The 21163-nt window shown below is 73.3% G+C and carries 22 protein-coding genes and 1 pseudogene; 14 read left to right on the top strand and 9 right to left on the bottom strand.

The features are described 5' to 3' along the window. Positions 1-214 precede the first annotated feature (214 nt). The 3 genes and pseudogenes from ACFIF2_RS10285 to ACFIF2_RS10275 form a co-directional block, all read right to left on the bottom strand. Positions 215-886, bottom strand: coding sequence for a phosphatase PAP2 family protein (locus ACFIF2_RS10285; protein ID WP_395572236.1), 672 nt, complete (start codon positions 884-886; stop codon positions 215-217). A 76-nt stretch (positions 887-962) separates the two neighbouring features. Continuing rightward, positions 963-1897: pseudogene (locus tag ACFIF2_RS10280) on the bottom strand (M56 family metallopeptidase). A gap of 252 nt (positions 1898-2149) precedes the next feature. After that, positions 2150-2698, bottom strand: a complete 549-nt coding sequence (locus tag ACFIF2_RS10275; protein ID WP_395572235.1) for a DUF5134 domain-containing protein — start codon at positions 2696-2698, stop codon at positions 2150-2152. A gap of 193 nt (positions 2699-2891) precedes the next feature. Here ACFIF2_RS10275 and ACFIF2_RS10270 point away from each other — a divergent pair, with 193 nt between their 5' ends. Both ACFIF2_RS10270 and ACFIF2_RS10265 read left to right on the top strand, forming a co-directional pair. Further along, positions 2892-4580 carry an FUSC family protein gene (locus ACFIF2_RS10270; RefSeq protein ID WP_395572234.1) on the top strand — a complete coding sequence of 563 codons (1689 nt, stop codon included), beginning with the start codon at positions 2892-2894 and terminating at the stop codon, positions 4578-4580. Next, positions 4577-5134, top strand: coding sequence for a MarR family winged helix-turn-helix transcriptional regulator (locus tag ACFIF2_RS10265; RefSeq protein ID WP_395572233.1), 558 nt, complete (start codon positions 4577-4579; stop codon positions 5132-5134). The genes ACFIF2_RS10270 and ACFIF2_RS10265 overlap by 4 nt, the downstream gene beginning before the upstream one ends. 14 nt (positions 5135-5148) lie before the next feature. Here ACFIF2_RS10265 and ACFIF2_RS10260 read toward each other — a convergent pair whose 3' ends face one another. Both ACFIF2_RS10260 and ACFIF2_RS10255 read right to left on the bottom strand, forming a co-directional pair. Further along, complete coding sequence (locus ACFIF2_RS10260) at positions 5149-5919, bottom strand: VOC family protein (protein ID WP_395572232.1); 771 nt, start codon at positions 5917-5919, stop codon at positions 5149-5151. A gap of 162 nt (positions 5920-6081) precedes the next feature. Continuing rightward, the gene (locus ACFIF2_RS10255) at positions 6082-6474 is read right to left on the bottom strand and encodes a VOC family protein (RefSeq protein ID WP_395572231.1); all 393 of its coding nucleotides are present in this window, start codon (positions 6472-6474) and stop codon (positions 6082-6084) included. Between the two features lie 79 nt (positions 6475-6553). Between ACFIF2_RS10255 and ACFIF2_RS10250 the strand changes: the two genes are divergently transcribed. Then, entirely contained in the window at positions 6554-7093 is a 540-nt protein-coding gene (locus ACFIF2_RS10250; protein WP_395572230.1) for a GNAT family N-acetyltransferase, read from the top strand. 19 nt (positions 7094-7112) lie between these two features. Here ACFIF2_RS10250 and ACFIF2_RS10245 read toward each other — a convergent pair whose 3' ends face one another. After that, a complete protein-coding gene (locus ACFIF2_RS10245) occupies positions 7113-7796 on the bottom strand; it encodes a glycerophosphodiester phosphodiesterase (protein WP_395572229.1) in 684 nt (227 codons plus the stop codon). A 227-nt stretch (positions 7797-8023) separates the two neighbouring features. Between ACFIF2_RS10245 and ACFIF2_RS10240 the strand changes: the two genes are divergently transcribed. From ACFIF2_RS10240 to ACFIF2_RS10225, 4 genes are all read left to right on the top strand, one after another. Then, complete coding sequence (locus ACFIF2_RS10240; RefSeq protein ID WP_395572228.1) at positions 8024-9427, top strand: DUF6421 family protein; 1404 nt, start codon at positions 8024-8026, stop codon at positions 9425-9427. Positions 9428-9483: 56 nt separating this feature from the next. Continuing rightward, positions 9484-10230, top strand: a complete 747-nt coding sequence (locus ACFIF2_RS10235) for an SDR family NAD(P)-dependent oxidoreductase (RefSeq protein ID WP_395572227.1) — start codon at positions 9484-9486, stop codon at positions 10228-10230. Then, positions 10227-11297, top strand: coding sequence for a threonine aldolase family protein (locus tag ACFIF2_RS10230; protein WP_395572226.1), 1071 nt, complete (start codon positions 10227-10229; stop codon positions 11295-11297). Before ACFIF2_RS10235 ends, ACFIF2_RS10230 begins: the two co-directional genes overlap by 4 nt. An 86-nt stretch (positions 11298-11383) precedes the next feature. Continuing rightward, on the top strand, positions 11384-11959 hold the full coding sequence (locus ACFIF2_RS10225) for a transglutaminase domain-containing protein (RefSeq protein WP_395572225.1): 576 nt from the start codon (positions 11384-11386) through the stop codon (positions 11957-11959). 22 nt (positions 11960-11981) lie between these two features. Here ACFIF2_RS10225 and ACFIF2_RS10220 read toward each other — a convergent pair whose 3' ends face one another. After that, complete coding sequence (locus tag ACFIF2_RS10220; protein WP_395572224.1) at positions 11982-12710, bottom strand: lysophospholipid acyltransferase family protein; 729 nt, start codon at positions 12708-12710, stop codon at positions 11982-11984. Positions 12711-13083: 373 nt separating this feature from the next. Between ACFIF2_RS10220 and ACFIF2_RS10215 the strand changes: the two genes are divergently transcribed. The 5 genes from ACFIF2_RS10215 (at position 13084) to ACFIF2_RS10195 (ending at position 17569) form a co-directional block, all read left to right on the top strand. Next, the gene (locus tag ACFIF2_RS10215) at positions 13084-13419 is read left to right on the top strand and encodes a TlpA family protein disulfide reductase (RefSeq protein WP_395572492.1); all 336 of its coding nucleotides are present in this window, start codon (positions 13084-13086) and stop codon (positions 13417-13419) included. A 148-nt stretch (positions 13420-13567) separates the two neighbouring features. After that, complete coding sequence (locus ACFIF2_RS10210; protein ID WP_395572222.1) at positions 13568-14077, top strand: flavin reductase family protein; 510 nt, start codon at positions 13568-13570, stop codon at positions 14075-14077. A gap of 220 nt (positions 14078-14297) precedes the next feature. Then, on the top strand, positions 14298-15086 hold the full coding sequence (locus ACFIF2_RS10205; protein ID WP_395572221.1) for an electron transfer flavoprotein subunit beta/FixA family protein: 789 nt from the start codon (positions 14298-14300) through the stop codon (positions 15084-15086). A 55-nt stretch (positions 15087-15141) separates the two neighbouring features. Continuing rightward, positions 15142-16104 (top strand): electron transfer flavoprotein subunit alpha/FixB family protein, encoded by a 963-nt coding sequence (locus tag ACFIF2_RS10200; protein ID WP_395572220.1) that lies wholly within the window; start codon positions 15142-15144, stop codon positions 16102-16104. A gap of 166 nt (positions 16105-16270) precedes the next feature. Further along, positions 16271-17569, top strand: coding sequence for a DUF6986 family protein (locus ACFIF2_RS10195; protein WP_395572219.1), 1299 nt, complete (start codon positions 16271-16273; stop codon positions 17567-17569). On the opposite strand, the gene ACFIF2_RS10190 is transcribed toward ACFIF2_RS10195, so the two are convergent. Together ACFIF2_RS10190 and ACFIF2_RS10185 are read right to left on the bottom strand one after the other, a co-directional pair. Continuing rightward, the gene (locus tag ACFIF2_RS10190; RefSeq protein WP_395572491.1) at positions 17550-18335 is read right to left on the bottom strand and encodes a hypothetical protein; all 786 of its coding nucleotides are present in this window, start codon (positions 18333-18335) and stop codon (positions 17550-17552) included. The genes ACFIF2_RS10195 and ACFIF2_RS10190 overlap by 20 nt on opposite strands. Positions 18336-18525: 190 nt before the next feature. Continuing rightward, the gene (locus ACFIF2_RS10185) at positions 18526-19602 is read right to left on the bottom strand and encodes a LacI family DNA-binding transcriptional regulator (protein WP_395572218.1); all 1077 of its coding nucleotides are present in this window, start codon (positions 19600-19602) and stop codon (positions 18526-18528) included. A gap of 259 nt (positions 19603-19861) precedes the next feature. Here ACFIF2_RS10185 and ACFIF2_RS10180 point away from each other — a divergent pair, with 259 nt between their 5' ends. Next, positions 19862-20815: an ROK family protein gene (locus tag ACFIF2_RS10180; RefSeq protein WP_395572217.1), complete on the top strand. Its 954-nt coding sequence runs from the start codon at positions 19862-19864 to the stop codon at positions 20813-20815. Between the two features lie 80 nt (positions 20816-20895). Beyond that, a complete protein-coding gene (locus ACFIF2_RS10175; RefSeq protein WP_395572216.1) occupies positions 20896-21090 on the top strand; it encodes a hypothetical protein in 195 nt (64 codons plus the stop codon). Positions 21091-21163 lie beyond the last annotated feature (73 nt).

The raw sequence follows: 21163 nt of genomic DNA, 5'->3' as shown, positions 1-21163 counted from the left end.
GTTGACTGGCTGGCAGCCAACTATACTCGGCGCAGGCGGACGGGCCCCGTGGGCCCGGTCCGGCCACGTCTGTCCCGGGCGACACGGGGGATCGTCCGGGACGGACGCTCCGCATCGGAGGTTGCCTCGGGCTAGGGCCTCGGGAGGTGTCCCGGTCGCATGACGAATGACAGCCGGATGACGGCCGCTCGACGGCGTACGCGGCCCGGGCCGGTCAGGGGCGCAGGCGCCGGTGGAGCACCACCGCGACGGCCACGACCAGCGAGCCCAGGAGCCAGCCGCCGACGACGTCCGTGGCCCAGTGGACGCCGAGCCACACGCGCGTGACGCCGACGCCCGCCACGGAGACCACCGCCACGGCCAGGGCGGTCAGGCGCAGGGGCCGGGGGGCGCCGTAGTGGTGGAGGAGCCAGAGCAGCAGGCCGCACACGAACGTGGCCGTCATGGCGTGGCCCGAGGGGAAGGCCGCGTAGTGCGCGGAGTCCACCGGGTCGGGCCAGACCGGGCGGGCACGGTCCACCACGGCTTTCAGGACCTGCTGGGCCAGGCTCCCGACCAGGCACGCCGCCCCCAGCCACACGGCCGTCCACCGGTCCCCGCGCCGCACCCACAGCCACAGCACCACGACCGCGCACAGCAGCCGCATCGTCCACGTGTCCCACACCCAGTCGGTGAGGATCCGCATGGTCTGCGTGACGCCCGGTTCGTCGACCGCCCAGCGGTGCGTCGTGTCGGCGATGTCGTCGTCCAGGCCGATCAGCGGGCCCCACTCGGCCGCCACCAGGACGAGCAGCAGGGCGGAGCACACGGCCAGCACCCAGCCGGCGAAGGGGGCGGTACGGGGCTGCGGGGGACCGGGCGGTGAGTCCACGGGCGGCGTCTGCATGCTGCGATACTCGCCGACCCGGGGGGTCCGGGGCCAATCCCGGAGCGATTCCCTGGGGCCGGTGAGCCGCGAGGGACTACCCCAGCGCCCGAAGCCCCGGTACGAACGCCACCAGCACCGGCACCACCGGCACCAGCGCGGCCGTCGCCGTCAGCCGCAGCCGCCGGGCCGCCGGCAGCCGGTCCGGCGGGGTGAGCAACCGGCGCACCCGCTGCGGGACATGGGCCTGAGCGGCCGGGCACGGGCCGAACACTCCGCGATCCTCGTTGAGTTCCACCAGCGCCAGGGCCGTCGTCAGCCGGCCGAAGCGGCGCGAGGCCACGTCGTCGGCGGCGAGTTCGACCAGGCGGTGCATCTCGTCCCGGAACGCCGCGAACACCGGCACCTGCGGGAACCCGTCGGCCAGTGCGGCCGAGCAGTGCAGCAGCCAGTCGTGCCGCGCCCGCGCGTGCCCCTTCTCGTGGGCGAGCACCGCGTCCAGCTGCCGGCCCTTCAGACGGCGCAACGCGGCGGTGGTGACGACCAGCCGCGGGGGGTGCCGGGCAGCCACCAGGCGTCCGGCCGCTCGCCCTCCAGGACGACGAGCGGGTCCGGGCCCGGTACCTCGCCGGGCAGTACCGGGGCGCGCAGCAGGAGTTCGGCCCGGCTCCGCCGACGCCGGGCGCGGGCCCGTACGACCTCCCTGGCCAGCATCGTGGCGCTCCACAGGCCCGCGCAGGCCAGCGCGACGGCGGTCGTGTCCGCCCAGAGGCCGGACGTGCCGAGCGCGTACGCCTCGACCACCGGGCCGGGCGCCGGCGCGAAGACGTGCCAGCCGACCGCGTGCCAGGCCGCCGCCGCGCTCAACGTCATCGACAGCGCGCAGCACACCAGTACGGTCCCCACCGCGCACTGCCACACCCACAGGGCGACCACCGGTTCACGGTCCGCCCAGTCGGCCCAGGCGAGCAGCCTCGGGGCGAGGACGGCGGTCAGGGCACCGAGCAGCAACAGTGCCGCGGGGAGAATCATGTCGGCAGCCTATGAGCGCCCGGCCGCCTGCCGTGTGGCCCGGCGCGCGAAGTGACGCAGGCAACGGCCGCGGGCGGGATCCCCGGTTGCGGGCCGCGCGCCCCGCAGGGGTCGGCTGGGCGGGCCGTGTGCCGCGCCGGTGTCGGCCGGGCAGGGCGTGCGCGCCCCGCCGGGAGCCGACAGGGCAGGCTGTGTGCGCCCCGCCGGGATCCGCCGGGATGCGCCGGGCAGGTCGGGTGCGCCCCGCCGGGGTCACATGGCCGGCAGCATGGCCAGCATCGCGATGCCCATGCAGAGTCGGCAGGCCCGCGACAGCTCCGGCCGGTCGCCCCACCCGGCCGCCGCGGCGCCCCCGGCCACGGCGGCGACCGGTATCAGGCGCACACCGGACAGCAGCACATACCCGGTGAAGTAGAGCAACAGGGCACCCGTCAGCAGGGGGACGCCCGACGTGCCGTGCCCGTGGGCATGGGCGGGGGCGCCGGCCATCACCACCGCCATGTAGACCATGGCCGCCGCCCCGACGAGATGGTGCACGTGGTGGCGCCCGGACCGGGCCGCCCAGAGCGCGCGCAGCCCGGCGGCGCCGAACACCACCGCGTAGACGGGCCAGGCCCATTCCGGCGGGGTGAACGCCGTCGTGGGCACGGCCATGGCGGCCATGCCGAACCCCATGAGGGCCTCACCGCCGGCGGCCCGGCGCTGCTCCTCGACGCCGCTGCGCATCCGCAGCAGGCAGTACGCGCCGGTCGCCGCGCAGAGCGCGACCAGCAGCCACCCGGACGACGCCGGTCCGTGCACACGTGCCTCCCCGCTCGGTGGTCGACGATCGGCGATCGGTCGAGACCTGCCCGGGCGGCGCGGCGCGCACGCGAGCGCAAGGATGTACACGGGGGGTATTCGGGGGAGCGCGCCGCATCACCGCTGGTCGGCATCGCGGCACTGGTGCGCCCGCAATTCTCTTTACAGGTAAAACACCTGTTAAGCTTTTTTCATGAGCAGTGCGACCCCCACCTCCGGCACCTCCCTGGGCCGACGTCTGTCCCTGACCGGCGTGCTGCGCCTGCGCCGGCCCTCCGAGATCTGGTTCAAGCCCGCCCTCAGTTCGGTCGCCGCCGTCGCCCCGCCCAACCTGATCCTGCTGGCGCTCGGCCGGCTCGACCTGGCGATGTACACCATGGCCGGTTCCCTGTGCGCCCTCTACGCCCACAACCGCCCCTACGCCGCCCGCGCCCGCACCCTGGCCTGGGTGGTGCTCGGCATGCTCGGCGGGGTCGCCGTGGCCCTGGTCGCCGCCTCGCTCACCCAGAACGCCGTCGTGCTCGTCACCGTCGGCGCCCTGCTGGCCGCCGCGCACAAGGCCCTGTGCGACGCCACCCGCGTCGGCCCGCCGGGCAACGTGGTCCTGACCTTCATCAGCTCCGCGGCCCTGTTCGTACCGCAGACCCTCGGCCAGATCCCCTCCCACCTGGCGCTGGGCGCCGCCGCGGGCGCCTGGGCCTGGATCGTCTGCATGGCACCCGCCCTGGTCCGCCCCCACGGGCCGGAACGCCGGGCCACCGCCCAGGCCCTGAACGCGGCCGCCGCCTACGCCGGCACCCGCGGCACCGGCGACGGTGACACCGCAGCCCGCGCCGCCGGGTACGCCGCCGTGCAGGCCGCCTGGCAGACGCTGCTGTCCCTGCCGGCGACGGGCACCCGCGCCACCACCCGGCGTGCCCTTGAGCACCTCGTCGTCCGCGCCGAGGTCGCCCTCGCCGCACCCGCCGACGCGGACCCGGAACGGCTGCGCACCTGGGCCCGTGCCCTGCGCGGCACCGGCCGCGTCCCCCGCCCCGCCGTCACCCCGGGGACCGCCGAGGAACTCCTCGGTGTGGACGCCGAACTCGCCGCCCCCGCCGCACCCCTGTGGCAGCGGCTCGGCCCGCTGACGCCGATCGCCCTGCGCACCGCCCTCGGCTGCGCCCTGGCCGGCTACGCCTCCCTCGCCCTCGGCATCGGCCGCCCCTACTGGGCCCTGGTCACCGCCGCCGCGCTCTACCAGGCCAACATCACCCTGACCTGGAGCCGGGCGGTCCAGCGCGTCGTCGGCAACCTCGCCGGGGTGCTGCTGTTCGCGGTGATCGCCCCCCTCGCCCATCTCGGGCAGGCGCTCCTCGTCCTGCTCTGCCTCGCCCTCAACTTCGGCGCCGAGGCGCTCATCACCCGCAACTACTGGCTCGGCAGCGTCTGCGTGACCCCGATGGCCCTGCTCATCACCGAGTTCGCCGGCTACCAGGAGCCGGGCGAGCTGATGACGGAGCGGGTGGTGGACACCCTCGTCGGCGCCCTGGTCGGCTTCCTCGCCGCCGTCGCCGTCACCAACCGGCGCGCCGGCAACCGGGTCGCACACGCGGTGACCGTCGTGGACGGCGCCCGCGAACGCGCCGCCCGCCTCCTGGCGGAGCCCGACCCGGCCCCCGGCGCCCTGGAGGCGGCCCGCCGCGGCCTGGCCGCCGCGCTCACCGACCTGCGGGCCACCGCCGACGCCGCGGCCGGCGAATGGTGGGGGCGCGCCCTGCCGCAGGAGAGGGTCGTGCTCGCCGAGCAGTCCGGACACCGTACGCTCGCCGCAACGGTGCGACGCCAGGCAGCGCGCCCGGACCGGGAGACGGGCACGAGAACGGAGGACGTACGGCCATGAGCGCAACCGACGGGGGATCGGCGACCGGGTGCGACGCGCGGGGCGGGCCGGGCGGGGACACCGTCGCCGCGGTCGTGCGGCAGTGGCGTGCCGTGCACCCCGACCTCGACACCGGGCCGATGGAGATCATCGGCCGCATCAACCGCTGCGCCGCCCTGCTCCAGCAGGCCGAGGACGCCCCGCTGCGCCGGGCGGGCCTCACCCGCGCCGAGTTCGACCTGCTCGGCGCGCTGCGCCGTACCGGGCACGAACTGACCCCCGGTGACCTGGCCCGCGAGACCTTCTCCTCCGGCGCCGCCGTCACCAAGCGACTCAAGCAGCTCACCGAACGCGGCCTGGTGGAGCGGCGCGGCGACACCCGCGACCGCCGTGTCGCCCACGTCCGCCTCACGGACACGGGACGCGACCTCGTCGACGGCATCCTGCCCGAGCAGCTCGCCTACGAGTCCGCCGTGCTGTCCGGTGTCGGCGGAACCGAGCAGGGCGAGCTGGCGGCCCTCCTGGGGGCGCTGCTGGGCCGGCTGGAGAGCCGTCCGGAGGCGCTGCGGGCCTGAGCGGACCGGACCGCTCAGCGCTCGCGCTCGTCGCCGGCCCGGTACACGCCGAACATCGCTCCCTGCGGGTCCCGCAGCACCGCGATGCGCGGCCCGTCGGGAGGCGAGACCGGCTCCATGAGCACGGTGCCGCCCCCGTCGGTCGTGTCGGCCGCGGCGGTCTCCACGTCCGCCACCGCGAAGTACGGCAGCCAGTGCGCCGGCACCTCGTGCGGGAACTTGTCGTCCATCGTCACCATGCCGCCGAAGTCGGCGCCGTCGATCCCCCACTGCGGGTAGCGGTCCGAGGCGGTCACGCTCCAGCCGAACACGGTGGTGTAGAAGTCCGCGGCCCGTTCCGGCTCCCGGGTCAGCAGCTCCACCCAGCCCAGCGAGCCGGGCGCGTTGAACAGCCCGGCGCCCGGGAACGAACGCCCCTGCCACAGCTGGAACACCGCGCCGGTCGGATCGACGGCCACCGCGAAGCGGCCCGAGTCGAAGACGTCAACGGGGCCCTGCGTGAACGCCCCGCCGGCCGACGCCACCTGCTGTGCGGCGGCGTCCGCGTCCCGCACGGCGAACGACACGTTCCAGGCGACCGGCTGGGCCGGCTGGTACAGCGGGGTCAGGGCGGCGACCGCCGCGTCGCCGAGGTGGGCGATCGTGTAGCCGCCCGCCTGCTGCCGGGAGTCGGTCTCGGGCCGCCAGCCGAACAGCCGGGTGTAGAACCGCTTGGCCGCTTCCAGGTCGCCGGTCCCCAGCTCCGCCCAGCAGGGACCACCGAGCACCGGTTCGTGGAGCTTCATCGCCGGGTGTCCTTCCGCAGAGCCACAGAGCCACAGAGCCACAGAGTCACAGACCGAAGCAGAGCCGCAGACCGAAGCAGAGCCGCAGACCGTCCGTCCCCTTCACAGCACGCTAAGGCCGGGCCCGGCCCGCGGCCATCCGGCAGGTACCGCCCCGACGGCTCAGATCCCCGGCCGGTAGCGCAGCGGATGGTCCGCGGGCACCTCCACCAGCACGATCCGGGTGCCGTCCGGGTCCTCGATCCACATCTCCACCAGTCCCCACGGCTCCTTGACCGGGGGACGCACGATGGCGACCCCCCGGCCCCGCAGTTCGTCGTGGGCCGCCGCCGCGTCCTCGACCTGGAGCCACAGCTTGAGCGCGGGGTCGAGCGGCGCCTCGGCGCGGCCGGAGACCTCCAGGAAGCCGCCGCCGAGGAAGTACACGGTGCCCCGCTCCGGCCCGGTGCCGAACTCCCGGTGGACGGCGAGCCCGAGCTGCCCGCCGTAGAAGGCGCGGGAGCGGTCGGGGTCGGTGGGGCGGAGCAGGATCCGGCTGCTGAGTACATGCACCATGCGGACCGACCCTACTGGCAGCGTTACGCTCGTCGGTGCCCGCGCCGCGCCCGAGGACGAATCGGAGAGACATCCCATCATGGACACCACCACCGGCCGACTGACCTACCGCGACGCCACCGACGCCGACGTGGACGACCTCGTCGCGCTCATCGAGTCCGCGTACCGCGGCGATGCCAGCCGGGCCGGGTGGACCACCGAGGCGGACATCCTCCAGGGGCAGCGCACGGACCCGGAGGGGGTGCTGGCGGTGATCAAGTCGCCCGACAGCCGCCTGCTGACCGTCGAGCGGGACGGCGCGATAGTCGCCTGCTGCCAGCTGGAGCACCGCGGCGCGCACGCCTACTTCGGGATGTTCGCCGTCAGTCCGGCGCTCCAGGGCGAGGGGCTGGGCAAGAAGGTCATCGCGGAGGCGGAGCGGCGGGCCCGCGAGACGTGGGGCGCGACTCGGATGCACATGACCGTGATCTCCGTGCGCGAGGACCTCATCGCCTGGTACGAGCGCCGCGGCTACCGCCGTACGGGAGAGATGACCCCCTTCCCGTACGGCGACGAGCGCTTCGGCATTCCGCAGCGGGACGACCTCGCGTTCGAGCTGCTGGTCAAGCCGCTGGTGTGACGCGCGCCGGCCCGCCCGCTCAGGCGGTGAAGCGGCCGGTGCGCTTGATCTCCGGGTAGTCGGTCGTCGCGCCGTCCAGGCCCAGGGCGCGCACCAGCCGCAGGTGGTCCTGGGTGTTCACCGTCCAGCAGAAGACCCTCAGGCCGGCCTTGCGGGCGAGCCGCACGACCTCCAGCGTGATCCGTTCGATGTCCAGGCACAGGGTCCGGGCGCCGGCCGCGACGGCGCGGTCGACGACCTCCGGGCCGTAGTACTGGGCGACCAGCGCGGTCCGCACCCCCGGCACCAGCCGGGCGATCTCCACGATGGCCTCGTCGTGGAACGAGATGACCTCCACCCGGTCCACCAGGTCGCGCCGCAGCATGACCTCGGCGAGTGTCCGGGCCGCCGCCGCGTCCTTGATCTCGGCCTGCAACGGCACCGAGACGGCGTCCAGCACCTCCTCGAAGACCGGGATCCGCTCCCCGCGGCCGGCGTCCAGTGCCCGCAGCTCCTCCAGCGTCTTGTCGGCGATGGCGCCGGTGCCGTCGGTGGTGCGGTCCACGTCCGCGTCGTGCATGACGACGAGCGCGCCGTCCTTGCTCAGGTGCAGGTCCAGTTCGACGACGTCGAGGCCGGCCTGCTCGGCGGCGACGAAGGAACGCAGGGTGTTCTCGGGTTCGACACCCATCGCTCCGCGGTGACCGATGGTGAGGAAGTTCAAGGCTCGACTCGCTTCCGTCGACGGCGGCGATGGCAGGGCGCAGCCTAACGGCCCTGCGGGACCGTTTCCCCTGTGCCGCGCCTGGTATACGGAGTCAGGCATCCCGCAGGAAAAAATGCGGTGAAGCTCGGGGTCGGGCAGGATAATTTACGGAGGCTCCCCTTGATAGGAGAAACCTCGTACGCATACGGTGTCCTGACGCGAGCTTCTCCCGTGGAGGATGGGACATGACGGAAATTCTTGTGCAGGTGGGTGTGGAGGAGAACATTCCTCCGGCGAGCAGGGTGGTGGAGCACCCGGCGTGGCCCGTGCTCAAGGATGCCGTGGAGCGCATCCGGCCCTGGCAGTCCAAGGACGGATCGATCGACTTCGCCGCCGAGGGCGCCCCGGAGCGGGCCGTCGCCGAGGACGCCGTACGCCGCGTCGCCGGTGCCGTCGAGGAGCTGTCCCCGCTGCTCCCGCACGACCGCGCCTACCACGAGGCCCTGGTGAAGGACCTCGGCCGCTGGGCCGACGGCGGGTTCGAGGTGCCCGACTTCCTGGACTCGCTGCTGGCCTTCCAGCCCGCCGCGCACCGCGCCGACGGCCTGCAGCACCTGGTCGTCTTCCCGATGTACACGCAGAACGGCAACCCGGACCGCAACCTCGAGGCGGTCGTGCTGCGCATGGTCTGGCCCGACTGGCTGGCCGAACTGGAGCGCACCCGCTACGACAACCCGCTCTTCTGCGGCATCACCTTCGAGGACTTCACGGCCGGTTACGACACCAACTCGGCCGTCCTCTTCCCGGAGACCATCGCCGTGCGCGAGGCCCCCGAGCGCTTCACCTGGGGCGGCATCTTCTGCGACCGCGAGGCCGCCCGCTTCCGCCGGGTCACCGAGGCCGCCGTCGGCATCCTCGGCCTGGACCTGCCCGAGGACGTCGCCGCGATGGTCCACGACCAGAAGCGCTGCGAGGAGGCGTTCGTCCTGTGGGACATGGTCCACGACCGCACCCACAGCCACGGCGACCTGCCCTTCGACCCGTTCATGATCAAGCAGCGCCAGCCGTTCTGGATGTACGGCCTGGAGGAGCTGCGCTGCGACCTCACCGCCTTCAAGGAGGCCGTGAAGCTGGAGGCCGACGGCGTCCCGCAGGCCCGTGACGTGCAGTACGCGGTCCTCTTCGACCGCATGTTCCGCTTCCCGGTCACCGGCGAGCGCGTGCGCAACTACGACGGGCTCGGCGGCCAGCTCCTCTTCGCCTACCTGCACAAGCACGACGTCGTCCGCTGGACCGACAACAAGCTCTTCATCGACTGGCAGCGCGCCCCGCAGGTCACCAACCAGCTCTGCGCCGAGATCGAGACCCTCTACCGGGACGGCATCGACCGCCCCAAGCTCGTCCACTGGTTCGCCGGCTACGAGCTGGTCTCCACCTACCTCGCCCCGCACCCGGGCTCGAAGTGGGCCAAGGGCCCCGACGCCCTGGACCTGACCCTGCCGCCGCGCAAACTCGTCGATGACGTGCTCGCGGACGAGTTTCCGCTGAGCATGTTCTACGAGGCCCTGTCCAAGAAGCTGAAGAACGTGATCGCCTCCACCAAGGGCATCACGGCCTCGGCGGACGGCGCCGAGCGGGCCGCCGCGTGAGCGACGGCACCGGCGGGCAGGAACAGGCACGGCAACAGGCTCGGGAGGCGAGGACCATGGGGAACGGGGCGCTCGACGGCGCGGTGATCGCGGTGGCCGGGGCGGGCGGACCCGCCGGACGGGCCGCGCTGCTGCGGCTGGCCGAGGCGGGCGCGACGGTCGTCGGCTCGGACAACGACCCCGAGCGGCTGGCGGAGGCGGTCGACGCCGCCCGCTACGCGCACGGCGGCGCCGCGGTCACCGGCGAGAAGGTCGACCTGCTCGACCTCGACACCACCCGCGCCTGGGCCGACCGGATCGAGAAGGACTTCGGCCGGGTCGACGGCCTGGTCCACCTCGTCGGCGGCTGGCGCGGCAGCCAGACCTTCACCAAGACCGACCTCGGCGACTGGGACCTGCTGGAGAAGCTGCTGATCCGCACCGTGCAGCACACCTCCCTCGCCTTCCACGAGGCGCTCCAGCGCAGCGACCGCGGGCGCTACGTCCTGATCAGCGCCGCGGGCGCGAGCCACCCCACCGCGGGCAACGCCGCCTACTCGGCGGCCAAGGCCGCCGCCGAGGCGTGGACACTGGCCATGGCGGACTACTTCCGCAAGGCCGGGGGCGAGCAGGGGCCGACCTCCGCGGCTGCGATCCTGGTGGTCAAGGCGTTGGTGCACGACGCGATGCGCGCCGAGCGCCCCAACGCGAAGTTCGCGGGCTTCACGGACGTACGGGACCTCGCCGAGGCCGTCGCCGGAGTCTGGGAGAAGCCCGCCGCGGAAGTGAACGGAAACCGTCTGTGGCTGACCGAGAAGCCGTGAACCCCCCGAAGACCGACGCGCGTCGCCATCACGACCCCGAGGTCCGCGGTTTCGCCAGTGACAACTACGCCGGCGCGCACCCCGAGGTGCTCGCCGCCCTGGCCCTGGCCAACGGCGGGCACCAGGTCGCGTACGGCGAGGACGAGTACACCGAGAACCTCCAGCGCGTGATCCGCAGCCACTTCGGCTCGGGCGCCGAGGCGTTCCCGGTCTTCAACGGCACCGGCGCCAACGTCGTCGCGCTCCAGGCCGTCACCGACCGCTGGGGTGCGGTGATCTGCGCCGAGAGCGCGCACATCAACGTCGACGAGGGCGGCGCCCCCGAGCGCATGGGCGGCCTGAAGCTGCTCACCGTGCCCACGCCCGACGGCAAGCTCACGCCCGACCTGATCGACCGGCAGGCGTACGGCTGGGACGACGAGCACCGGGCGATGCCGCAGGTCGTGTCGATCACCCAGAGCACCGAGCTGGGCACGCTCTACACCCCCGACGAGATCCGCGCCATCTGCGAGCACGCCCACGCGCACGGCATGCGGGTGCACCTGGACGGCTCCCGGATAGCCAACGCGGCCGCCTCCCTGGACGTGCCCATGCGCACGTTCACCAACGCGGTCGGCGTGGACCTGCTCTCCCTCGGCGGCACCAAGAACGGCGCCCTGTTCGGCGAGGCGGTCGTGGTCCTGAACCAGGACGCGGTGCGCCACATGAAGCACCTGCGCAAGCTGTCGATGCAGCTCGCCTCCAAGATGCGCTTCGTGTCCGTGCAGCTGGAGGCGCTGCTCGCCAAGGACCTGTGGCTGCGCAACGCCCGGCACTCCAACGAGATGGCCCAGCGGCTCGCCGAGGGCGTGCGCGCCGTGCACGGGGTGGAGATCCTCTACCCGGTGCAGGCCAACGCGGTCTTCGCGCGGCTGCCGCACGAGGTGAGCGAGCGCCTGCAGAAGCGGTTCCGCTTCTACTTCTGGGACGAGGCCGCCGGCGACGTGCGCTGGATGTGCGCCTTCGACACCACCGAGGACGACGTCGACGCGTTCGTCGCCGCCCTCAAGGAGGAGACGGCGCGCTAGCGGGAGCCTCTCGGGCTATGCATAGATATGCGACCACCTGAAAAGTCATTGACTGGCGGGTGGTCGCGTTTCTATGCTCTGCGGACATGGAGCTGATCCAGAAGTCCCCTGACCTGTCTGCTTACCTGGCCGCCGACGAGGCCATCGACCACGACCACCCGCGTGTGCGCGAGGCGGCCGGGCGGCTCGCCAAGGAGGCGGCGGACTCGTATGACTATGCGCGGCTGGCCTTCGAGTTCGTGCGCGACACCGTTCCGCACTCCCAGGACTCCGGTGACCCGCGCGTCACCTGGCGCGCCTCGGACGTCCTGGAGCAGCGCACCGGCATCTGCTACGCCAAGGCGCACGCGCTGGCCGCGCTGCTGCGGGCCGAGGACATCCCGACCGCGCTGTGCTACCAGCGGTTCGACGTGATCCACGGGCTGGTCGCCGTGCGCTTCGACGGCGCCTGGCACCGCCAGGACCCGCGCGGGAACAAGCCCGGCGTGAACGCCCGGTTCTCCCTGGAGGGGGAGCGGCTGGCCTTCACGCCGGACACGGCGGCCGGGGAGGAGGACTGCCCGGAGCTGTACGCGGCACCGCATCCGGCCGTACTGGACGTCCTCAAGGCGGCCACCGACCGCGCTCACCTGTGGGCGACGCTGCCGACCGCGCTGCCGTAGCGGCCGGGTCCGTCGGCCGGGGTCAGTGCGCCTCGGCCGTGCGGACCTGCTCCGGGGTGGGGGCCGTGCCGCCGAGGTGGGCCGGCATCCACCAGAGGTCGTCCGCGCCCTTGGGGCGGACCGGGTAGGCGCGCTGGGCGGCCTCCAGCAGCTCCTGCACGCGCTCGCGCAGCTTGCGGGTGAGGGCGCCCGCGTACTGATCGCGGGGGGCCTCCATGGCCTCGCCGACCCGGATCGTGATCGGGGTGTGGCTGCGCTTGAAGTTGCGCGGGTGGCCCTTGGTCCACAGCCGCTGCGTGCCCCACAGCGCCATGGGGATCAGGGGGACGCCCGCCTCCTGGGCCAGGCGCGCGGCGCCCGACTTGAAGCTCTTCAGCGTGAACGACTCGGAGATCGTGGCCTCCGGGAAGACGCCGACGATCTCGCCCGACCGCAGGGAGTCCAGCGCGTGCGCGTACGCCGCCTCGCCCTGCTTGCGGTCCACCGGGATGTGCTTCATGTTGCGCATCAGCGGACCGGAGACCCGGTGCCGGAAGACCGACTCCTTCGCCATGAAGCGCACCAGCCGCTTCTGGGGAAGCGCGGCCAGGCCGTCGAAGATGAAGTCCAGGTAGCTGATGTGGTTGCTCACCAGCACGGCACCGCCCGAGCGCGGAATGTTCTCCGAGCCCTGGCAGTCGATCTTGAGGTCCCACGCCTTGAAGAGGGTGCGGGCGAGACCGATGGCCGGGCGATAGGCGAGTTCTGCCATGGGCGGGTCGGACCCTTCCTTGTCAGCCTGGGAAGAAGGGGCTCCCAGTCGAAAGTTACGCAGCCGTAGGTTTACGGCTTGTCGCAGATCGTGCCCCATGAACGGCCCGTGTACCAGCCTTGGTGCCCGCCCGTGGCGAGATCCTCATCACGTCATCGGCCGTTCGGTGGCCGAAACATGACGCTGAACGGGAATCTCCGCCGATCCGTGCGCGCTGCACCCATGGACGACCGGACCGGGGGCAGGCGTGCGCCGCGGGCCGAGGAGAGCCGTGCGGGCGGCGGAACGGAGGACGCGGGTGCGCGGGCAGGGCGACGACGGGCGGCACGACGTGCCGGGTGGGCGGCGAGGCGTCGCGGGTGCGCGGACCGGCGTGGCGGAAGCGGCGCCCGACGGGTCGGGCCCACTGCTCGACTCGGCCGGGCTCGGCGCGGAGCTGGGCGCGCGCGCCACGCTCGTGCAGTTCTCCAGTGCCTTCTGCGCGCCCTGCCGGGCCACCCGGCGGGTCCTCGCGGAGGTGGCCGGCATGGTCCCCGGTGTCGCGCACGTCGAGATCGACGCGGAGGCGCGCCTGGAGCTCGTCCGCGCCCTGGACGTGCTCAGCACACCGACCGTGCTGGTCCTCGACGCCGACGGCCGGGTCGTACGGCGCGCCGTCGGGCAGCCGCGCAAGGCGGACGTGATCGCGGCGCTGGGGGAGGCGGTGTGACCATCGCCACGCCACCGGTGAGGCGTTCTCCACAGCCCCGTGTCCGAGGACGTAATTGACTGTGGGTACCACTCGTCGTCAGCCTGCACCCCGGCCTTCGTTCCCCTCTCCCCGGGGCGAGGCGCAACGCAGAAGGGCAACACCCGCCATGACGGTCACACCCGGCCTCGCGTCGCCGGGGCTCGCCACGGCCGACCTGTTCCGGTCCGCCTTCCGGCGGCACGCGGCGGGGGTCGCGGTGATCACCGCGCGCGGTGACGCCGGGCCGGTGGGGTTCACGGCCACCTCGCTCGCCTCCGTCTCCGCCGAGCCGCCGCTGCTCTCCTTCGGCATCGGCACCGGTTCGTCCAGCTGGCCCGCGGTGTCCGTCGCCGAGTACGTCGGTGTGCACGTGCTCGGCGAGCACCAGGAAGGGCTCGCGGCCACCTTCGCCCGCAGCGGGGCCGACCGCTTCGCCGCGCCCACCGCCTGGCGCGAGGGCCCCGGGGGCGTCCCCGTCCTGGACGGCGTCCTCGCCTGGCTGGTGTGCCGCGTCGTCGGCCGCGTGCCCGCGGGGGACCACCGCGTGGTGCTGGCGGAGGTCCTGTCCGGCGACCCCGCGGGCGAGGGCCGGCCCCTGCTGTACCACCAAGGGCGCTATCACGGGCTGGGCGACTGACCGGCCGGCGGGACGGCTCCTGCGAAGCCGTCGGGTTCCGGTTACGCTGCGTTGCGAAGGTCACAGTTCAAAGCGCTTGCTTAGCGGGAAAGAACTGGATGTACTGACGAGTAATATTCCGGGCGGAGCGCGGGTCGCCCCGACCGGGATCGGCCGCTTGGGGCGCCTATGCTGCCTGCAAGAGGCAGCACTGAAATGTCGACGCAGTAGGAGAGCCGGCGTGAGCTTGAGGATCGTTGTCACTGTGAAGTACGTGCCCGACGCCACTGGCGACCGGCACTTCGCCGATGACCTGACCGTCGACCGGGACGACGTGGACGGTCTGCTCTCCGAGCTGGACGAGTACGCGGTCGAGCAGGCGCTGCAGATCTCGGAGAACTCCGACGACGACGTGGAGATCACCGTCCTGACGGTGGGCCCCGAGGACGCGAAGGACGCGCTGCGCAAGGCGCTGTCCATGGGCGCGGACAAGGCGATCCACGTCGAGGACGACGACCTGCACGGCACCGACGCCATCGGCACCTCCCTGGTCCTGGCCAAGGCGGTCGAGAAGGCCGGCTACGACCTGGTCATCTCCGGCATGGCCTCCACCGACGGCACCATGGGCGTCGTGCCCGCGCTGCTCGCGGAGCGCCTGGGCGTGCCGCAGGTGACGCTGCTGTCCGAGGTCTCGGTCGAGGGCGGCACCGTCAAGGGCCGCCGCGACGGCGACGCCGCGACCGAGCAGCTGGAGGCGTCGCTGCCGGCCGTCGTGTCGGTCACCGACCAGTCGGGCGAGGCGCGTTACCCCTCCTTCAAGGGGATCATGGCGGCCAAGAAGAAGCCGGTGGAGTCCTGGGACCTCTCCGACCTCGACATCGACGAGGACGAGGTCGGCCTGGAGAACGCCTACACCAAGGTCGACTCCGCGACCGAGCGCCCGGCGCGCACCGCGGGCACCATCGTCAAGGACGAGGGCGAGGGCGGCAAGCAACTCGCCGAGTTCCTCGCGGGCCAGAAGTTCATCTGAGCCCCGGATTCGCCGACCGCCCCTCACATCTCGCAAGCAGGAGAGAAGAAGTCCCATGGCTGAAGTTCTCGTCTACGTCGACCACGTGGACGGTGCCGTCCGCAAGCCCACGCTGGAGCTGCTGACCCTCGCCCGCCGCATCGGCGAGCCCGTCGCCGTCGCCCTGGGCAACGGCGCCGGTGACACCGCCGCCGCCCTCGCCGAGCACGGCGCGGTCAAGGTCCTCACCAGCGAGGCCGCCGAGTACGCCGACTACCTGGTCGTCCCCAAGGTGGACGCCCTCCAGGCCGCCGTAGAGGCCGTCTCCCCGGCCGCCGTGCTGGTGCCGTCCTCAGCCGAGGGCAAGGAGATCGCCGCCCGCCTGGCGCTGCGCCTGGGCTCCGGCATCATCACCGACGCCGTCGACCTGGAGGCCGGCGACGAGGGCCCGGTGGCCACCCAGTCGGTGTTCGCCGCCGCCTTCACCACCAAGTCCCGCGTCTCCAAGGGCACCCCGGTCATCACGGTCAAGCCGAACAGCGCCGCCGTCGAGGCCGCGCCGGCCGCCGGTGCCGTCGAGGCCCTGTCGGTGTCCTTCTCCGCCGCCGCGACCGGCACCAAGGTCACCTCGCGCACGCCGCGCGAGTCGACCGGCCGTCCCGAGCTGACCGAGGCCGCGATCGTGGTCTCCGGTGGCCGTGGTGTCAACGGCGCGGAGAACTTCGCGATCATCGAGGCGCTCGCCGACTCCCTCGGCGCGGCCGTCGGCGCCTCGCGCGCCGCGGTGGACGCCGGCTGGTACCCGCACACCAACCAGGTCGGCCAGACCGGCAAGTCCGTCTCGCCGCAGCTGTACATCGCCTCCGGCATCTCGGGCGCGATCCAGCACCGCGCGGGCATGCAGACCTCGAAGACGATCGTGGCGATCAACAAGGACGCCGAGGCCCCGATCTTCGAGCTGGTCGACTACGGCGTGGTCGGCGACCTCTTCGACGTCGTCCCGCAGCTCACCGAGGAAGTGAAGTCCCGCAAGGGCTGAGCATCCCGTCGGAAGACCCCGACCGAGGCCCCCGCGACCGTCCGTGGTCGCGGGGGCCTCGGCGTCTGCGCAGGATGGTGTTGACCGGCGGGGGACCGGCAGATAACTTCGCTCTACGGATTATTGATTCCGTTCAGCGGAAAAGTGAACTTCAGGAGGGTGTGGGATGGGTCAGCAGGAGAAGGTGGCCACGAGCCTCGCGGGCGCCGTCGGCGAGGAGATCAGTGCCTCCCTCGCACCGGTCGACGCGGAGCTGGAGCGCCGCTACCCCGGAGACCCGGGCACCCGCCAGCCCGTCCACACCGTCTACGTCCCCGGTGACGTCTTCGCCGCCGACACCGTCCGCTCCTGGGGCGACCGCGCGCTCGCCGCCCTCGACGAGCACGCCCCCGACGCGGCCTCCTTCGCCGCCGTCCTCGGCCTCACCGACGACCTCGCCGAGCCGGTGTACAGCCGGGTGCGCGCCAAGCTGGAGCGCGAGCCGATCGAGGACCTCCGCGTCGACTTCGAGGACGGCTACGGCAACCGCTCCGACGCCGAGGAGGACGAGGCCGCCGCCCGCGCCGCGCGGCTCGTCGCCGAGGCGTACGCGCAGGGCACGGCGGCCCCGTACATGGGCATCCGCATGAAGTGCATGGAGGCCCCCGTGCGCGCCCGGGGCATCCGCACCCTCGACGTCTTCCTCAGCGGCCTGATGGAGGCCGGCGGCCTCCCGGACGGCCTGGTCCTCACCCTGCCCAAGGTGACCTACCCCGAGCAGGTCACCGCGATGGTGCGGCTCCTGGAGGCCTTCGAGAAGGCACGCGGCCTGGAGCCCGGCCGGATCGGCTTCGAGATCCAGATCGAGACCAGCCAGTCCATCCTGGCCGCCGACGGCACCGCCGCCGTCGCCCGCATGATCCAGGCCGCCGAGGGCCGCGCCACCGGCCTGCACTACGGCACCTTCGACTACAGCGCCTGCCTCGGCGTCTCCGCCGCGTACCAGGCCAGCGACCACCCCGCCGCCGACCACGCCAAGGCGGTCATGCAGGTCGCCGCCGCCGGCACCGGCGTACGCGTCTCGGACGGCTCCACCAACGTCCTGCCCGTCGGCCCCACCGAGAAGGTCCACGACGCCTGGCGGCTGCACTTCGGTCTCACCCGCCGCGCGCTGGCCCGCGCCTACTACCAGGGCTGGGACATGCACCCGGGCCACATCCCGACCCGGTACGCGGCCGTGTTCGCCTTCTACCGCGAGGGCTTCGAGCAGGCCGCCGGCCGCCTCGCCCGCTACGCCAACCGCACCGGCGGCGACGTCATGGACGAGCCCGCCACCGCCAAGGCCCTCAGCGGCTACCTGCTGCGCGGCCTGGACTGCGGCGCCCTCGACATCGGTGAGGTGGCCCGGCTGACCGGTCTGACCCGCGCCGACCTGGAGGGCTTCTCGTCCCCGCGGCGCGGCGACCTCACGGCATCGGCGCAGTAGGGGGACGGATCCCCGGGGCGGGTTCCCCGGTCCGGCCGGGGCGCACGTAGCGCTCCAGGCCGGACGCCGTCACCCGCCCCTCCCCGGCGAACAGCCGCGTCCCGCGCTCGCACAGCCCGCGGTCGGCCCGCGCCCGCGCGCAGAACTCCTCGGGCGTCGTCCCGAACAGCTCGCGCAGCCGGGCCGACCCCCGGAGCAGCTCGGTGATCAGGACGCGCTGGTCGCCCGGATGCCGGCGCGGCGTTCCGTCGCCGTCGCCGAGGACACCGTGGCGGTTGACGTACACGTAGGCGCCGGGCAGCACCGTCCCGTCCGCAGGCTCGACGCGTACGTCGGGTGCCGGCAGCCAGGCGCGGTCGAAGTTGCCGGACGCCATCGGCACACCCTCGCTCGCGTCGATCACGGCGAGCTGCTCCGCGTCGAGCCACAGCACGAACAGCTCCCGTACGACGCCCGGCGCGCCCATCGGCGACGCGGACACGTACCCCATGCGGCTCACATGGGCGGAGACGCCGATGTCGAGGCCGGTGACCCGCGCCCTGACCATCGGGAGCGGCGAGTCGATCCCGAACTCCGTCATCTTGTGGCGCAACTGGCCCGGGCTGCCGTTGGAGCCGATCGCGAGCACCGGCACCCGGTCCTCGAACGTCACCCGGTCCAGCGGCAGCAGCCGGTCCCCGTCCAGCACCCCCGACTCCCGGGGCCACGCCCCCGGGTACAGCAACGGCTCCTCACGCGGGACACCCGCCAGACCGAGCGCCCGCAGTGTCCGGTCCTCGCCGGGCGCGGGCCACGGGTCCTCGCCGGGCGCCGCACACGGTTCCTCGCCGGGCGCGGGCCCCGGCGCATCGCTGGGCGGGTGCGGCACGGTGCGGATCCTTCCGGTGGTGGCGGTGTCGAGGGCCGCGCGGAGCGCCGTACGGGACCGGCCGCGCGGCCCGAGGCCGAGGGGGCGCTCAGTCCGCCGGCGGCAGCTCGCCCGAGCCCCGGGTGACGAGCCTGGTCGGCAGTTCGATGCGGTCGGGGGCGAGCAGGGTGCCGTCCAGCTGCCGGAAGAGCCGCTCGGCGGCGGTGCGGCCGAGGGCCGCCGCGTCCTGGGCGACCACGGTGACGCCCGGCTGGAGCAGGTCGGCCAGCTCGATGTCGTCGAAACCCACCAGGGCGACACGGCGGGCGTGTTCGGCGAGGACGCGGACGACGGTGACCGTCACGCGGTTGTTGCCGGTGAAGACCGCGGTCACCGGATGCGGGTCGGCGAGCATCTCCTCGGCCGCCCGCCGCACCCGCTCCGGGTCGGTGACGCCCAGGGACATCCAGGAGTCCTTGACCGGTATCCCCGCGTCCTCCATCGCGGCCCGGTAGCCGCGCAGCCGCTCGGCGGCGGTGTGGATGCGGGGCATGTCGCCGATGAAGCCGATCCTGCGGTGCCCGTGCGCGATGAGGTGGGCCACGCCGTCGCGGGCGCCGCCGAAGTTGTCGGACAGCACGACGTCCGCGTCGATCCGCCCCGCCGGACGGTCCACGAACACCGTGGCGACCCCCGCCTTCAGCTCCGGCTCCAGGTACCGGTGGTCGTCCCCGGCGGGGATCACCACCAGCCCGTCCACGCGCCGCGCGCACAGCGCCAGCACCAGTTCCTGCTCGCGGTCGGGGTCTTCCGCGCTGGAACCGTTGATCAGCAGGGCGCCGTGGGCCCGGGCCACCTCCTCCACGGCACGGCTGAGCGGCCCGTAGAAGGGATCGGCCAGGTCCTCCAGGACCAGCCCGATGCTGGCCGTGCGGCCCTTGCGGAGCACCCGCGCGCTGTCGTTGCGGCGGAAACCGAGCGCGTCGATGGCCTCCTGCACGCGGCGCTCGGTCTCCGGCGTGACCCCCGGCTCCCCGTTGACCACCCGGGAGACGGTCTTGAGACCGACCCCGGCCCGGGCGGCGACGTCCTTCATGGTCGGCCGATTGCCGTAACGGTTCCCGGGGAGGCGGTCTGCGCGGCGGGGCGTGTCGGGCACGATGCGGTGTCCTGTCCTGTCGTCCACGGGAGTGCGTCGGCTCCTGTCGTCCACGGGGGATGTGTCGGTCATGCGTTTGTATGAGGATGTGGCGTCGAGCATAGAGCCTGGACAACGTTGTCAGATGCGGGAGACACTGTCCATCGCACTCTCCGGCCCCCGTCCCCACCGGGAGACCGGTCTGCTGCGCGCACGTGTTCTCGCTGGTTCTCGCCAGTTCCTGCTAGTGCTCGCCAGTTCTCGTGCTTTTTTTGTTCTTTCGGTCCGACGGGGAGATCCGACTCTGATGCACACCGACCTCGTGGCAGCGCTGGACATCGGCGGTACCAAGATCGCCGGAGCGCTGGTGGACGGCCACGGCCGCATCCAGGCGCGCGCCCAGCGGGCGACACCCGCCCGGGAGGACGGTGACACCGTGATGCTGGCGGTCGAGGCCGTGCTCGGAGAGCTGACGGCGTCGCCGCTGTGGGGGCGGGTCACGGCCGTCGGCATCGGCAGCGCCGGCCCGGTGGACGCGTCCGCCGGCACGGTCAGCCCGGTGAACGTGCCCGGATGGCGCGCCTACCCGCTCGTGCGGCGGGTCCGCGCCGCCGCCGGTGACCTGCCCGTCGAGCTGATCGGCGACGGCGTGGCCATCACGGCGGCCGAACACTGGCAGGGCGCCGCACGCGGACACGACAACGCGCTGTGCATGGTGGTCTCGACGGGCGTCGGCGGCGGCCTGGTCCTGAACGGGCGGCTGCACCCCGGTCCGACCGGCAACGCCGGACACATCGGTCACATCAGCGTCGACCTGGACGGCGATCCGTGCCCCTGCGGCGCGCGCGGCTGCGTGGAGCGCCTCGCGAGCGGACCCAACATCGCGCGCCGCGCCCTCGACGCCGGCTGGCGCCCCGGCCCGGACGGCGACACCTCGGCCCAGGCGGTCGCCGCCGCCGCCCGCCTGGGCGACCCCGTCGCCGTGGCCTCCTTCGAACGGGCCGCGCAGGCACTGGCCGCCGGCATCGCGGCCACCGCGACGCTCGTCGAGATCGACATCGCCGTGATCGGCGGGGGCGTGGGCAAGGCGGGCGACGTGCTCTTCGCCCCCCTGCGCAAGGCCCTGACGGACTACGCGACCCTGTCGTTCGTGCGGCGCCTGTCGGTCGTACCCGCCCAGATGGGGACGGACGCGGGGCTGGTGGGGGCGGCCGCGGCGGCCCTCACCAGGGCGGCGGACGCGACGCCGGCCCGGGTCTGAGCCCGCGTCGGCCTCCCGCGGTCGAGGGAGGCTCCGCCCCGCACCCGTGACCCCGGGGCGGTTGCGCAGTTGAAGCAGGCATGAAGAAGCGCAGCATGCTCGCCATCGCGTCCCTCGCCACCGGCTTCGTCGTCGCGGCCGTCAGCCCGTCCCACGCCGCCCCCGGTGACCTCCCGCTCAACCTCGACGTGGAGGACACCGTCAGCACCGTCCAGGACACCGTCACCGTCGAGAGCCTGAACGTGGACGACGACGCCCTGCGGCAGCTGGGCTGACCCGCCACCGACCCACCCGCACCACCCGGCGCCGGGGGCCCCCCCCCCGGGGGGCCCCGGCCCCGGGCGGGCG

It is taken from the genome of Streptomyces sp. BK79 (assembly GCF_044142145.1).
Taxonomy (GTDB): Bacteria; Actinomycetota; Actinomycetes; order Streptomycetales; family Streptomycetaceae; genus Streptomyces.
The sequence above is the reverse complement of the archived record's forward strand: the minus strand, read 5'-3'. Positions and strand labels throughout refer to the sequence as shown.